This is a genomic window from Streptomyces kanamyceticus (assembly GCF_008704495.1).
Lineage (GTDB): Bacteria > Actinomycetota > Actinomycetes > Streptomycetales > Streptomycetaceae > Streptomyces > Streptomyces kanamyceticus.
In genome coordinates this window covers 2753267-2767737 of sequence record NZ_CP023699.1, presented here as the reverse complement: position 1 = coordinate 2767737, position 14471 = coordinate 2753267, and the positions used below count along the sequence as shown (strand labels likewise).

Sequence of the window (14471 nt, the reverse complement as noted above, 5' to 3'; positions counted from 1 at the left end):
GTCACACCGGGCCCGCCACCGAGGCCACCGGCTTCGCCAGGGAGACGCCCGAGCCGTCACGGCGCGGGTCGATCTCCGGAAGCTCGGCGGGTGAGCCGTTGCGCTGTGCCGCGTGCGGTGGCGTCGGGCCCGCCCAGCCGAAGCTCAGGCAGTCCTCGCCCTTCAGGAACCGCTGCACCCGGACACCACCCGTGGCGCGGCCCTTGCGCGGGTACTGGTCGAACGGCGTGAGCTTCGCCGTCGTCTGTACCGAGTCGTCGAGCGTGCCGCGCGAGCCCGCCACCGTGAACACGACCGCGTCGACCGCGGGGTCCACCGCGGTGAAGGCGATGACCTTCACGCCGTCCGCGAGCTTGATGCCCGTCATGCCGCCCGCGGGGCGGCCCTGCGGGCGGACCTGGGAGGCCTGGTAGCGCAGCAGCTGGGCGTCGTCCGTGATGAAGACCAGGTCCTCCTCGCCGGTGCGCAGCTCGGCCGCGCCGACGATCCGGTCGCCGTCCTTGAGGGTGATGACCTCCAACTCGTCCTTGTTGGACGGGTAGTCGGGGACCACGCGCTTGACGACGCCCTGCTCGGTGCCGAGCGCGAGGCCCGGCGAGGACTCGTCGAGCGTCATCAGGCAGATCAGCTTCTCGTCGCCCTCCAGGGAGAGCAGCTCGGAGACGGGTGCTCCGCCGGAGAGGTTGGGCGCGCCCGCCGTCTCCGGAAGCTGCGGGAGGTCCACTACGGAGAGGCGCAGCAGCCGTCCCTCGGAGGTGACGGCGCCGACCTCGCCGCGGGCCGTCGCGGGGACCGCGGAGACGATCACGTCGTGCTTGACGCGCTTGGCGTCGCCCTCCGCGAAGGGCTCGCCGTTGGCCGTTCGGGCGAGCAGGCCCGTCGACGACAGGAGCACCCGGCACGGGTCGTCCGCGACCTGGAGGGAGACCGAGGCCACGGGGGCGCCCGCCGACTCCAGGAGCACCGTGCGCCGGTCGGTGGCGAACTTCTTGGCGACGGCGGCCAGTTCGGTGGAGACCAGCTTGCGCAGCTCGGTGTCCGACTCCAGGATGCCGGTCAGCTCGTCGATCTCTCCGTTGAGCCTGTCGCGCTCGGACTCCAGCTCGATGCGGTCGTACTTGGTGAGTCGGCGCAGCGGCGTGTCCAGGATGTACTGCGTCTGGACGTCGCTCAGCGAGAAGCGCTCCATCAGGCGCTCCTTGGCCTGCGCGGAGTTGTCGCTGGAGCGGATGAGGCGGATGACCTCGTCGATGTCCAGGAGGGCGACCAGGATGCCCTCGACCAGGTGCAGCCGGTCGCGCTTCTTGCCGCGGCGGAACTCGCTGCGGCGGCGCACCACGTCGAAGCGGTGGTCGAGATAGACCTCGAGGAGCTCCTTGAGGCCGAGCGTGAGCGGCTGGCCGTCCACCAGCGCCACGTTGTTGATGCCGAAGGTCTCCTCCATCGGCGTCAGCTTGTAGAGCTGCTCGAGGACGGCCTCGGGTACGAAGCCGTTCTTGATCTCGATGACGAGGCGCAGGCCGTGCGCGCGGTCGGTGAGGTCCTTGACGTCGGCGATGCCCTGCAGCTTCTTCGAGCCGACCAGGTCCTTGATCTTGGAGATCACCTTCTCCGGGCCGACGGTGAACGGCAGTTCGGTGACGACCAGGCCCTTGCGGCGCGCCGTCACGTTCTCCACGGAGACCGTCGCGCGGGTCTTGAAGGTGCCACGGCCCGATTCGTACGCGTCCTTGATGCCGCCGAGGCCGACGATCCGGCCGCCCGTGGGCAGGTCGGGGCCCGGCACGAACTTCATCAGCGTCTCGAGGTCGGCGCCCGGGTGCTTGATCAGGTGCCGGGCGGCGGCGATGACCTCGCCGAGGTTGTGCGGCGGCATGTTCGTCGCCATGCCGACCGCGATGCCCGACGCTCCGTTGACCAGGAGGTTCGGGTACGCCGCCGGGAGGGTGGTCGGTTCCATCTCCTGGCCGTCGTAGTTCGGCTCGAAGTCGACCGTGTCCTCGTCGATCGACTCCGTCATCAGGGAGGTGGCGTCGGCCATCTTGCACTCGGTGTACCGCATGGCGGCCGGCGGGTCGTCGTTGCCGAGCGAGCCGAAGTTGCCGTGGCCGTCCACCAGGGGCAGGCGCATCGAGAAGGGCTGGGCCATGCGGACCAGCGCGTCGTAGATCGACGCGTCGCCATGGGGGTGCAACTTACCCATGACCTCGCCGACGACACGGGCACACTTCACGTAGCCGCGGTCGGGGCGCAGGCCCATCTCGTTCATCTGGTACACGATGCGGCGGTGCACCGGCTTCATGCCGTCGCGGGCGTCCGGCAGGGCACGCGAGTAGATGACCGAATACGCGTACTCGAGGAAGGAGCCCTGCATCTCGTCGACGACGTCGATGTCGAGGATCTTCTCCTCGTACGAGTCGTCGGGCGGCGGGGTCTTCGTGCTGCGGCGGGCCATCGCTGCTGCGGCTCCTTCACCAAGCTAGTGCGGGATCTGACGCCGACCATTGTGGACCGTCCCACTGACAACGCCGACCACGACCCGTACTCCGGCGCCGTCACGCGTCGACTACGCCGTGGGCGGACCGGGAACTTCCTCAGGTGTCGGCACGCTTGCATACAGTGTCAGGACTGGCAGAACCAGCAATGTTTCAGCGATCGAAGGGACGTACATGCCCATGGGTCACACGGCCACAGCCGAGGCCGGCTCCGGCGGGCTGACAGCGACCGAGCACCGGCTGGCCAACGGCCTGCGCGTGGTGCTCTCCGAGGACCACCTGACCCCGGTCGCCGCGGTCTGCCTCTGGTACGACGTCGGTTCCCGTCACGAGGTCAAGGGGCGAACCGGCCTCGCGCACCTCTTCGAGCACCTCATGTTCCAGGGTTCCCAGCAGGTGCACGGCAATGGCCACTTCGAGCTGGTGCAGGGAGCGGGCGGTTCGCTCAACGGCACCACGAGCTTCGAGCGCACCAACTACTTCGAGACGATGCCGGCCCACCAGCTGGAGCTGGCCCTGTGGCTTGAGGCCGACCGGATGGGCTCGCTGCTCTCCGCGCTCGACGAAGAGTCCATGGAAAACCAGCGCGACGTCGTCAAGAACGAGCGCCGACAGCGCTACGACAACGTTCCGTACGGCACGGCGTTCGAGAAGCTGACCGCTCTCTCGTACCCGGAGGGCCATCCGTACCACCACACGCCGATCGGCTCCATGGCCGACCTGGACGCGGCCACCCTGGAAGACGCCCGCGACTTCTTCCGTACGTACTACGCGCCCAACAACGCCGTCCTCTCCGTAGTCGGCGACATCGACCCGGAGCAGACGCTCGCCTGGGTCGAGAAGTACTTCGGGTCGATCCCCTCGCACGACGGCAAGCAGCCGCCGCGCGACGGCTCCCTGCCCGAGCGCATCGGCGAGCAGCTGCGCGAGGTCGTCGAAGAGGAGGTCCCGGCCCGCGCCCTGATGGCCGCCTACCGGCTGCCGGAGGACGGCACGCGCGCGTGCGACGCGGCGGACCTGGCGCTCACCGTCCTCGGCAGCGGCGAGTCGTCGCGGCTCTACAACCGCCTGGTGCGCCGTGACCGTACGGCGGTCGCGGCGGGATTCGGCCTGCTGCGGCTCGCCGGGGCGCCCTCGCTCGGCTGGCTGGACGTGAAGACCTCCGGAGACGTCGAGGTGCCGGTGATCGAGGCCGCCGTCGACGACGAGCTCGCCCGCTTCGCCGCGGAGGGCCCCACTCCGGAGGAGATGGAGCGCGCTCAGGCGCAGTTGGAGCGCGAGTGGCTCGACCGGCTCGGCACGGTCGCGGGCCGCGCCGACGAACTGTGCAGGTACGCCGTCCTGTTCGGTGACCCGCAGCTCGCCCTGACCGCCGTCGGGCGCGTTCTCGAGGTGACCGCCGAGGAGGTCCAGGAGATCGCCAAGGCCCGCCTGCGCCCCGACAACCGCGCGGTGCTCGTGTACGAGCCGGTGACCCCCGAAGACGGCGCCGACGCCGACGCAGACGACGAGGAGGCGGCGAAGTGACCGAGGCCGCGACGATGCAGTTCCACGCGCAACCCCAGGCGGGCACCGCCAAGCCCTGGGCCTTCCCCGCGCCCGAGCGCGGCACCCTCACCAACGGCCTCACGGTGCTGCGCTGCCACCGCCCCGGCCAGCAGGTGGTCGCCGTCGAGATCCACCTCGAAGCGCCTCTCGAGGCCGAGCCCGCGGGCCTCGACGGCGTCGCCACGATCATGGCGAGGGCCTTCAACGAGGGCACCGACAAGCACTCCGCCGAGGAGTTCGCCGCCGAGCTCGACCGCTGTGGCGCCACGCTCGACGCGCACGCCGACCACCCGGGCGTACGCGTGTCGCTCGAAGTCCCGGTCTCCCGGCTCCCGAAGGCGCTCGGCCTGCTCGCCGACGCGTTGCGCGCCCCGGCCTTCGCGGACAGCGAGATCGAGCGCCTGGTGGCCAACCGCCTGGACGAGATCCCGCACGAGGCGGCCAACCCGGCCCGCCGCGCCGCCAAGGAGCTCTCCCGGCAGCTCTTCCCCGCGACCTCGCGCATGTCGCGGCCGCGCCAGGGCACCGAGGAGACGGTCGCGGCCATCGACTCGGCGGCCGTGCGCGCCTTCTACGAGAAGCACGTCCGGCCCGCGACGGCCACCTTCGTCATCGTCGGCGACCTCACGGGGACGGATCTGGACGCCGTCCTCGCCGACACCGTCGGCGCCTGGACCGGCGACACGGCCCAGCCGCGTCCGGTGCCCCCGGTGACCGCCGACGACACCGGCCGCGTCGTGATCGTGCACCGCCCCGGCGCGGTGCAGACGCAGCTCCTGATCGGCCGCATCGGCGCCGACCGGCACGACCGCGTCTGGCCCGCCCAGGTGCTCGGTACGTACTGCCTGGGCGGCACCCTCACCTCGCGCCTGGACCGCGTCCTGCGCGAGGAGAAGGGATACACCTACGGCGTACGGGCGTTCGGCCAGGTGCTGCGTTCCGCGCCGGACGGCTCGGGTGCGGCGATGCTCGCCATCAGCGGCTCGGTCGACACGGCGTCCACCGGACCCGCGCTCGACGACCTCTGGAAGGTGCTGCGCACGCTGGCCGCCGAGGGCCTCACGGACGCCGAGCGTGACGTGGCCGTGCAGAACCTGGTGGGCGTGGCCCCGCTCAAGTACGAGATGGCGTCCTCCGTGGCGGCCACGCTCGCCGACCAGGTCGAGCAGCACCTGCCGGACGACTTCCAGGCGCAGCTGTACCGGCAGCTCGCCGCCACCGGCACCGTGGAGGCCACCGCGGCCGTCGTGAACGCCTTCCCGGAGGACCGCCTGGTGACGATCCTCGTCGGCGACGCCGAGGAGATCGAGGAGCCCGTCAGGGCGCTCGGGATCGGCGAAGTGACCGTCGTCACGAGCTGAGGGGCAGTCAGGACATATCGGGACCCCGGTGGCCGAAGTGGCCGCTGGGGTCCCCATATGTCCGAATTCATATGGAGGTTGCCTGTCTGCCCTGTGGCGTGCGCTACAAAAAGCTAGTTCTGTTTGTCGATTGAAAGACGGTCCGTTTAGCTTCAATCCGGCTGTCCGTCACGCAGTACGTCGCATCCGCGGCACCGGACAGTCATCGCCGAGTCCCCGTACGGCGCGAGCCAGGGGAGCCGGGGACCCACACGTCCCCTGGGGTGAATCGGGAACCTTGCCGCGAGGCGAGGAACTCGTAGGAGACCTTCCTGCTCCGAACCCGTCAGCTAACCCGGTAGGCGAGAAGGAAGGAAAGGATCAGCCGCTTCATGGCGTTCACCCGTGCCACCGGGAAGCACCGTCGTCCGAGCCGCCTCACGCGTACCACCGCGAACGTAGCGGGCGTCGCCGCGCTCACCACCACCGGTGTCATCGGAGGCCTGGCCGCTCCGGCGCTCGCCGCCGAAGACGCCGCCGTCGAGCACACCGGCCTCACCCAGGCCATCTCCGTGGGCGACTCGCTCGCCGAGAGCGTCGACGCCCAGGCCGCCGCGCAGAAGCAGGCCGCCGACGACGCCGCTGCCGCGAAGAAGGCCGAAGAGGCCGCCAAGAAGCAGGCCGCCGAGGAGAAGCGCAAGGCCGAGGCCAAGGCGAAGGCCAAGGCCAAGGAGGAGCGCGAGGCCAAGGAGCGCGCCGCCCGCGAGGCCGAGCGCAAGCGCCTGAACACCTTCGTCGCCCCGATCTCCGGCTCGTACGTCTCCACGGGCTACCAGACCGGTGGCGCCATGTGGTCCTCCGGCAGCCACACCGGCATCGACTTCCACGCCGCGTCCGGCACCTCGGTCCACGCGGTCGGCTCCGGCACCGTCGTCGAGGCCGGCTGGGGCGGCGCCTACGGCAACAACGTGGTCATCAAGATGAACGACGGCACGTACACCCAGTACGGCCACATGTCGTCCCTCGGCGTCACCGTCGGCCAGACGGTCACCCCGGGCCAGCAGATCGGCCTCTCGGGCTCCACCGGCAACTCCAGTGGCCCCCACCTCCACTTCGAGGCCCGCACCGGCGCCGACTACGGCTCGGACATGGACCCCATCGCGTACCTGCGCGGGCACGGCGTCAACGTCTGACCCGCCCCCTCCGCGACGCACCGAAAGCCCCGGCTCCACTGGAGCCGGGGCTTTCGTCTTGGCCAAAAGGCATCCATGAATTTCGGCCCGCCGTCGGAAATCACCGCGCCCTGCAATAGAGTCGACGGGCGAGCGTCAATCGACCGCGTTTCGCGGGGATTAAGGCGGAGGTTGGGTCATGCGCATTCCCGCGCAATCGGTCTGCACGGCCATCCGGGACGACATCGTCTCCGGCGTCCATGAACGGGGCGGCCGGCTCACCGAGGAACTCCTCGCGCGACGCTACGGAGTATCGCGCGTTCCCGTGCGCGAGGCGCTGCGCACCCTGGAGGCGGAGGGTTTCGTGGTGACCCGCAGGCACGCGGGCGCGTGCGTGGCCGAGCCCACCGGGCGGGAGGCCGCCGACCTCCTGGAGGTCCGGGCGCTGCTGGAACCGCTCGCGGCGGCGCGCGCGGCGCAGCACCGCACCGAGGCGCACCTCAAGGTCCTTCGCGGCCTGGTCAGGCTCGGCCAGGACCGCTCACGGCGCGGGCAGGGGGAGGATCTGCGCTCGCTGGTGGGCTGGTTCCACGAGACGCTCGCCCAGGCGTCCGGCGGCCCCGGCATCGGCGTGCTGCTCACCCAGCTGCGGCGCAAGGTCGACTGGATGTACGTCGTGGAGGCCCGGGCGGCCTCTCCGGAGTCGTGGTCCGAGCGGGCGGCGATCGTCGACGCGGTGTCCCGCGGGGACGCGGAGCGCGCCAGGGCGCTGACCGCGGCGCACGTGGAGCGGGCGAAGGGCGCGTACCGATTGCGCCCACCGGTGCGGGGCGACGGTGTGAGCGAAGTGCAACCTGCCGTAAACACGGCGGCGCTCCCGAATTAACACGGGCGCCGTATACAAGACGTACGCAAAGAGAGGCCCAAAAAGAGGCCCTTTCCCCTTTCCCTCTTTGTCTTTTTGTTTCCCCGCGCATGCATTGATGGGGAATACGTCGATGGGGTCACCCGGAATTCCGGGTGACCCCATCGACGTGTTTCGTGGAACGTGTCCTAGACCGTCTCCGGGAGCTCCTCGAGGCCCTCGGCGACGAGCTTCGCCAGGCGGTCGAGGGCGGCGTCCGCGCCCTCGGCGTCGGAGGCGAGCACGATCTCCTCGCCGCCCTGGGCGCCCAGGCCGAGCACCGCGAGCATCGAGGCGGCGTTGACCGGGTTGCCGTCGGCCTTGGCGATCGTCACGGGGACGCCGGCGGCCGTGGCCGCGCGGACGAAGATGGAGGCGGGTCGGGCGTGAAGGCCCTCGGCCCAGCCGACGTTGACGCGGCGCTCAGCCATGTGTTGCTGCCCTTCCAGGTGTTTCACACTTGTCTAGACCAGTGTCTCATGCCGTCACGGGTGCTCTGCCGGACGTACGTCCCGCTCCCGGCCGCCTTTCGACCTGTCCTAGCCTGCCCCGGCCCCAGCGGACGCGCGACCCGTACCCTGGCCCCATGCAGAGCCCGTCGGATCAGCAGGATCGGCACGACTATCCCGCCCACTGGGAAGCCGATGTGGTGCTGCGCGACGGGGGCACCGCCCGGATCAGGCCCATCAGGGCCGCGGACGCGGACCGTCTGGTCAGCTTCTACGAACAGGTCTCCGACGAGTCGAAGTACTACCGGTTCTTCGCGCCCTACCCCCGCCTCTCCGCCAAGGACGTGCACCGGTTCACCCATCACGACCAGGTGGACCGGGTGGGGCTCGCGGCGACCGTCGGCGGCGAGTTCATCGCCACCGTGCGCTACGACCGCATCGACGGGCGCGGCATGGCCGCCAGCGCGCCCGCCGACGAGGCCGAGGTCGCCTTCCTCGTGCAGGACGCCCACCAGGGCAGGGGAGTGGCCTCCGCGCTCCTCGAACACATCGCGGCCGTCGCCAGGGAGCGCGGCATCCGCCGCTTCGTGGCCGAGGTGCTGCCCGCCAACACCAAGATGATCAAGGTGTTCACGGACGCGGGCTATCAGCAGAAGCGCAGCTTCGAGGACGGCGTCGTACGCCTGGAATTCGATCTGGAGCCGACCGACCGCTCGCTCGTCGTGCAGCGCGCCCGCGAGCACCGGGCCGAGGCGCGGTCCGTGCAGCGGCTCCTGACGCCCCGCTCGGTCGCCGTGGTCGGCGTGGGCCGCACCCCCGGCGGGGTGGGCCGCAGCGTGCTGCGCAACCTCCAGGAGGCCGGATACGCCGGGCGGCTGTACGCGGTGAACGGCGAGTTCGACGACGACGGCGAGCTCGACGGAGTGCCCGCCCACCGCTCCGTGCGGGACATCGACCCCGGCGAACCGGTCGACCTCGCGGTCGTGGCAGTGCCCGCCGACCGGGTGCCGCAGGTCGTCGCCGAGTGCGGTGAGCGCGGCGTGCAGGGCCTGGTGGTGATCTCCGCGGGCTATGCGGAGAGCGGCGCCGACGGGCGCGAGCGGCAGCGCGAACTGGTGCGCCAGGCGCGGTCGTACGGCATGCGCATCATCGGCCCGAACGCCTTCGGAGTCATCAACACCTCTCCGGAGGTGCGGCTCAACGCCTCCCTCGCGCCCGAGGCGCCCGTGCGCGGCAGGATCGGCCTGTTCACGCAGTCCGGCGCGATCGGCATCGCCCTGCTGTCCGGCCTTCACCGGCGGGGCGCGGGCCTGTCCACGTTCGTGGGCTCGGGCAACCGTGCGGACGTGTCGGGCAACGACGTCCTCCAGTACTGGTACGAGGACCCGGACACCGACGTCACGCTGATGTACCTGGAGACCATCGGCAACCCCCGCAAGTTCACCCGCCTCGCCCGCCGTTCGGCGACCGCCAAGCCGCTCGTCGTGGTGCAGGGCGCCCGGCACAGCGGCATCGCGCCGACCGGGCACGCGGTGCAGGCCACGCGGCTGCCGCATGCCACCGTCTCCGCGCTGCTGCGCCAGGCGGGCGTCATCCGCGTCGACACGGTCACGGAGATGGTCGACGCGGGGCTGCTCCTCGCGGGCCAGCCGCTGCCCGCGGGGCCGCGCGTGGGCATCCTCGGCAATTCCGAGTCCCTCGGACTCCTCACGTACGACGCGTGCGTCGCCGACGGGCTTCGGCCGCTGCCGCCGCGCGATCTGACGACCGGGGCCACGCCTGCCGACTTCCGGGCGGCGCTCGCCGAGGCGCTGGCGGACGACGCGTGTGATGCGGTGATCGTCAACGCGATTCCGTGGGTGCGGGAGGACGGGGTCGCTGCCGACCCCGAGACCCTGGCCACGGAGTTGCGGGCCGCGACCGCGGGGTGCCCTGCCAAGCCGGTTGCCGTGGTTCATGTCGAGCTTGGGGGGCTCGCGGGTGCGTTGGCTGCTGCTACTAGTACCCGGCCCGATGCCGCCGTCCCGGTACTCGGAGCCGGGGGTTGTGCCCACCCTTCCCCAAGCTCTCGGCTTCGCTCGAGCAGGGGAGACCCCACTCGCCCAGCGGGACGATTGCCCACAACAGCAGCGGCTGAACCCCTCTCGGATGAGTACCGGATTCCCGCCTACCCCGCCGCCGAGCGGGCCGTCCGTGCCCTCTCCGAAGCCGTCAAGTACGCGCAGTGGCGGCGCGATGCCGCCGAGCCCGGGCGGGTTCATGAGTACGAGGACATCGACGAGGGCGGGGCCGCCGAGCGGATCGGGGAGTTGCTTGCCGGGGAGGACGATCCGCGCGGTGCCACCCTCGGCCAGGACGACGCCCACGAGCTGCTCGGGCGCTACGGCATTCGCGTACGCCACGCCCTGCCCGCGCCCGGTCCGGACGCGGCCGCCGCGGCCGCCCGCACGCTCGGCTATCCCGTCGCCCTGAAGACCACGGCCCCGCACCTGCGCCACCGCGCCGACCTCGGCGGCGTCCGGCTCGATCTCGCGGACGAGGAGCAACTGCGCAGGGCCTACCAGGAGTTGACCGACACCTTCGGCAAGCCCGCCGAGCTGCGGCCGGTCGTCCAGGGGATGGTCCCGCGCGGCGTCGACACCGTCGTGCGCGCGGTCATCGACCCGGCGGCCGGAGCGGTGCTCTCCTTCGGCCTCGCGGGCGCCGCCTCCGAGCTGCTCGGGGACACCGCCCACCGCCTCGTCCCGGTCACCGACCGGGAGGCCGCGTCCCTGGTCAGATCCATCCGGACCGCGCCGCTCCTGTTCGGCTGGCGCGGCTCCGCCCCCGTGGACACCCCGGCACTCGAAGAGCTCCTCCAGCGGGTCTCGCGGCTCGTCGACGACCACCCCGAGGTGGTCGGCGTCTCCCTGGAGCCCGTAGTCGTCGCCCCGCACGGCATCTCCGTGCTCGGCGCCTCCGTGCGGCTGGCGCCCCCGCCCGCCCGCGACGATCTCGGGCCGCGCACCCTGCCCGGCTACTGAGCGGGACGCCCGAGCGCGCCCGCCGGGCACCGGGGCCGCCACGGGGCACCGTGCGCCCCGCGCCGGGCCGTAGGATGGAGGGCATGGCAAAGACCGGTACGACGACCCAGGGGCTGCGCGCGGCGATCGAGCGCAGCGGCTACTACCCGGCCCTCGTGGCCGAGGCGGTGGAGGCCGCGATCGGCGGTGAGGCCATCGGGTCGTATCTGGTCCACCAGGAGACCACGTTCGACGCGAACGAAGTGCGTCGGCACGTCACGGTCCTCGTCCTGACCGGCACGCGCTTCATCGTCAGCCACACCGACGAGCAGGCGGCGGACAGCACGTCCCCGACGCCGTACGCGACCACCTCCACCGAGTCGGTCAAGATCGGCCGCATCTCGTCGGTCGTCGTCAGCCGCGTCGTCGCCAACCCGGAGAAGTACGTTCCCGGCGCGCTGCCCCGCGAGGTCGTCCTGACCATCGGCTGGGGCGCCGTCTCCCGCATCGACCTGGAGCCCGCGGCCTGCGGCGACCCCAACTGCGAGGCGGACCACGGCTACACCGGCAGCTCGACCGCCGACGACCTCAGCCTGCGCGTCAGCGAGGCGGGCGACGGCCCCGACGCCGTGCGCCAGACGCTGGCCTTCGCCCAGGCACTGTCCGAGGCGACCGCGGAGACCGCCCGCTGATGTCCCTGCCCGCCTGGGACGACGTAGAGCCGCTCGCCCTCGACACCGCCCCCGTGCCCGCGTACGGCGCCGGATCGCTCGCCGATCTGCTGCCCACCCTGATCGCCCACCAGGGAGTGCCCGGCTACGAACAGCCGGTCATCCCCGAACTCGCCCCCGCTGACCGGAACTGCGTCTTCCTGATCGACGGTCTCGGCTGGGAGCAGCTCAAGGCCCACCCGGCCGAGGCGCCCTTCCTGACCTCGCTCATCGCGAGTTCGCGCGGCGGCACCGGGCAGCCCATCACCGCGGGCTTCCCCGCCACCACCGCGACCTCGCTCGCCTCGGTCGGCACGGGCCTGCCGCCCGGCGCGCACGGCCTGCCCGGCTACACGGTCCGAAATCCGGACACCGCGGAGCTGATGAACCAGCTCCGCTGGAACCCCTGGACCGAGCCGCGCGCGTGGCAGCCCTACCCCACGGTCTTCCAGCAGGCGCACGCGGCGGGCGTGCACACCGCGCAGGTGTCGTCGCCGACCTTCGAGAACACCCCGCTCACCAAGATCGCCCTGAGCGGCGGATCCTTCCGGGGCAGGCTCTCCGGAGAGGACCGCATGGACCTCGCCGCCGCGCAACTGGCCGCGGGGGACCGGTCCTTGGTCTACACGTACTACGCGGAGGTGGACGGCAAGGGCCACCGCTTCGGAGTGGACTCCGACGCCTGGCGCGGCCAGCTCATGTACGTCGACCGGCTCGCCCAGCGCCTCGCGGAGCAGCTGCCGCCGCGCAGCGCCCTGTACGTGACCGCCGACCACGGCATGCTCGACATCCCCTTCGACGACGCGTCGCGCATCGACTTCGACGAGGACTGGGAGCTGCGCGCGGGCGTCGCCTTGCTCGGCGGAGAGGGCCGCGCCCGGCACGTCTACGCGGTGCCAGGCGCCGAGAACGACGTCCTGACCGTCTGGCGCGAGGTGCTCGGCGAGCAGTTCTGGGTGGCGAGCAGGGACGAGGCGATCGCCGCGGGCTGGTTCGGTCCACACATTGATCAACGTGTGTACGGCCGCATCGGGGACATCGTCGCCGCGGCCCACGACGACGTGGCGATCATCGCCACGGAGCGGGAGCCCAAGGAGTCCGCCCTGGTCGGCATGCACGGCTCCATGACCCCCGTCGAGCAGCTCGTGCCGCTCCTCGAAGTACGCTCCTAGCCGTACGCCCCGCACGGCACCCCCCCCATGACGCCCGTACCGAAAGGTCCTCAACTTCCCATGCCCGAGCTGGTGTTCTTCTCCGGAACGATGGACTGCGGAAAGAGCACCCTGGCTCTGCAGATCGAGCACAACCGCTCGGCCAGAGGGCTCCAAGGGATGATCTTCACGAGGGACGACCGGGCGGGCGAGGGCAAGCTGTCCTCGCGGCTCGGGCTCGTCACCGACGCGATCGAGGCGGCCGACGACTTCGACTTCTACGCCCACCTCGTCGACCACCTCTCCCAGGGCGGCCGCGCGGACTACGTGATCGCGGACGAGGCACAGTCCTCGCCCCGGGACAGATCGACCAGCTCGCCCGCGTCGTCGACGACCTCGGCCTCGACGTCTTCGCCTTCGGCATCACCACGGACTTCCGCTCCAAGCTCTTCCCCGGCTCGCAGCGCCTGGTCGAGCTCGCCGACCGGGTCGAGGTGCTCCAGGTCGAGGCGCTCTGCTGGTGCGGCGCCCGCGCCACGCACAACGCCCGCACCATAGGCGGCGAGATGGTCGTCGAGGGTGCCCAGGTCGTCGTCGGTGACGTCAACCAGCAGCCGGGCGAGGTGGGTTACGAGGTGCTGTGCCGCCGTCACCACCGGCGCAGGACGACCGCGGCGACCGCGCGCGCCGGAGCCCTCTCGCCCGACGTGCTGCCGGTCGACGCGGTGGCCTCCCGCTCCTGACTCAGTCGGCGGGGTGCGACCGCACGACGGTGAAGACCGCGCCCTCCGGGTCGGCGACCGTGGCCATCCTGCCGTGCGTGCCGACCTTGGCCGGTTTGACGACGTGGCCGCCGAGCTCGACGACCCGGTCCACCGACTCGTCCACGTCGGCGACCTCGAAGTACGTCATCCAGTGCGGGCCCCGGTCGCGCGGCAGCGCCTGGCCCGCGCCGTGCATGGACGCCACGGGACGGCCCGCCACGTGCAGCGTCAGATAGTCGAAGTCGGCCGAGACGACCGCCTCCTCGGCGAAGCCGAAGACGGTCCGGTAGAACTTGACGACGCTCGCGGTCTCCCGCGTGAGCAGCTCGTTCCACACGGGCGTGCCCGGCCTGCCCGCGACTGCCTGGCCCACGTGGCCCGCCGCCTGCCAGATGCCGAAGACGGCGCCCGCCGGGTCCGAGGCGATGGCCATCCGCCCGGCCTCGCCCGCGTCGATCGGGCCCACGCCGACCGTGCCGCCGCAGTGCCGTACCGCCTCGGCCGTCGCGTCCACGTCGTCGCTGGCCAGATAGGGCGTCCAGGCGATGGGCAGGTGCCGGTCGGGCGGCAGCTGGCCGATGCCCGCCACCTCGTGGCCGTCGAGCAGCGCCCGCACGTAGGGGCCGAGCTGCTCGGGTCCCGGCCGGAACTCCCAGCCGAAGAGCGCCCCGTAGAACTCCTGGGTGGCCCTCAGGCCGTGTGCCATCAGGCTCACCCAGCATGGTGTGCCGGGTGTGTGCCGACCGGTCCTCGCGCCGTCACGCGAAGCCTGCCCCAAGGACTCCGACGAGTTCCTTTCAGGGGAGGCTCCGTCCGCCCGTGCCTCGGTCATCGTCAACCTCTCCTCGGCCCTCATGGGGCCGCTCCGCTTCCGAACACGCGTACCCTCGCCGCGCGAATGCGCGCCCTCGCAGATGCTCGCACCACCTGTCGCGC

At 71.5% G+C, this 14471-nt stretch carries 10 protein-coding genes, 1 pseudogene and 1 riboswitch; of the genes and pseudogenes, 8 read left to right on the top strand and 3 right to left on the bottom strand.

Features of this window, described 5'->3' with window-relative positions:
- Nucleotide 1 precedes the first annotated feature (1 nt).
- The gene (locus CP970_RS10950) at nucleotides 2-2455 is read right to left on the bottom strand and encodes a DNA gyrase/topoisomerase IV subunit A (protein WP_055544907.1); all 2454 of its coding nucleotides are present in this window, start codon (nucleotides 2453-2455) and stop codon (nucleotides 2-4) included.
- Between the two features lie 214 nt (nucleotides 2456-2669).
- Between CP970_RS10950 and CP970_RS10945 the strand changes: the two genes are divergently transcribed.
- The 4 genes from CP970_RS10945 (at nucleotide 2670) to CP970_RS10930 (ending at nucleotide 7441) form a co-directional block, all read left to right on the top strand.
- On the top strand, nucleotides 2670-4022 hold the full coding sequence (locus CP970_RS10945; protein ID WP_055544906.1) for a M16 family metallopeptidase: 1353 nt from the start codon (nucleotides 2670-2672) through the stop codon (nucleotides 4020-4022).
- Nucleotides 4019-5404: a M16 family metallopeptidase gene (locus CP970_RS10940; RefSeq protein WP_055544905.1), complete on the top strand. Its 1386-nt coding sequence runs from the start codon at nucleotides 4019-4021 to the stop codon at nucleotides 5402-5404. Before CP970_RS10945 ends, CP970_RS10940 begins: the two co-directional genes overlap by 4 nt.
- Before the next feature lie 196 nt (nucleotides 5405-5600).
- A riboswitch (cyclic di-AMP (ydaO/yuaA leader) is annotated at nucleotides 5601-5762 on the top strand.
- 13 nt (nucleotides 5763-5775) lie between these two features.
- Nucleotides 5776-6576: a M23 family metallopeptidase gene (locus CP970_RS10935; protein WP_055544904.1), complete on the top strand. Its 801-nt coding sequence runs from the start codon at nucleotides 5776-5778 to the stop codon at nucleotides 6574-6576.
- A gap of 178 nt (nucleotides 6577-6754) precedes the next feature.
- Nucleotides 6755-7441 carry a GntR family transcriptional regulator gene (locus CP970_RS10930; RefSeq protein WP_055544903.1) on the top strand — a complete coding sequence of 229 codons (687 nt, stop codon included), beginning with the start codon at nucleotides 6755-6757 and terminating at the stop codon, nucleotides 7439-7441.
- A 167-nt stretch (nucleotides 7442-7608) separates the two neighbouring features.
- Here the strand turns inward: CP970_RS10930 and CP970_RS10925 are convergent, their stop codons facing one another.
- Nucleotides 7609-7890, bottom strand: a complete 282-nt coding sequence (locus CP970_RS10925) for an HPr family phosphocarrier protein (RefSeq protein ID WP_030021209.1) — start codon at nucleotides 7888-7890, stop codon at nucleotides 7609-7611.
- Between the two features lie 155 nt (nucleotides 7891-8045).
- Between CP970_RS10925 and CP970_RS10915 the strand changes: the two genes are divergently transcribed.
- The 4 genes and pseudogenes from CP970_RS10915 (at nucleotide 8046) to CP970_RS10900 (ending at nucleotide 13514) form a co-directional block, all read left to right on the top strand.
- Complete coding sequence (locus CP970_RS10915; protein ID WP_055544902.1) at nucleotides 8046-10931, top strand: bifunctional acetate--CoA ligase family protein/GNAT family N-acetyltransferase; 2886 nt, start codon at nucleotides 8046-8048, stop codon at nucleotides 10929-10931.
- 83 nt (nucleotides 10932-11014) lie between these two features.
- Entirely contained in the window at nucleotides 11015-11602 is a 588-nt protein-coding gene (locus tag CP970_RS10910) for a DUF5998 family protein (RefSeq protein WP_055544901.1), read from the top strand.
- Nucleotides 11602-12792: an alkaline phosphatase family protein gene (locus CP970_RS10905; RefSeq protein WP_055544900.1), complete on the top strand. Its 1191-nt coding sequence runs from the start codon at nucleotides 11602-11604 to the stop codon at nucleotides 12790-12792. The genes CP970_RS10910 and CP970_RS10905 overlap by 1 nt, the downstream gene beginning before the upstream one ends.
- Nucleotides 12793-12852: 60 nt before the next feature.
- Nucleotides 12853-13514 (top strand): annotated as a pseudogene (locus CP970_RS10900) (thymidine kinase).
- 1 nt (nucleotide 13515) lies between these two features.
- Here the strand turns inward: CP970_RS10900 and CP970_RS10895 are convergent.
- Entirely contained in the window at nucleotides 13516-14241 is a 726-nt protein-coding gene (locus CP970_RS10895) for a VOC family protein (protein WP_079043266.1), read from the bottom strand.
- Between the last annotated feature and the right edge of the window lie 230 nt (nucleotides 14242-14471).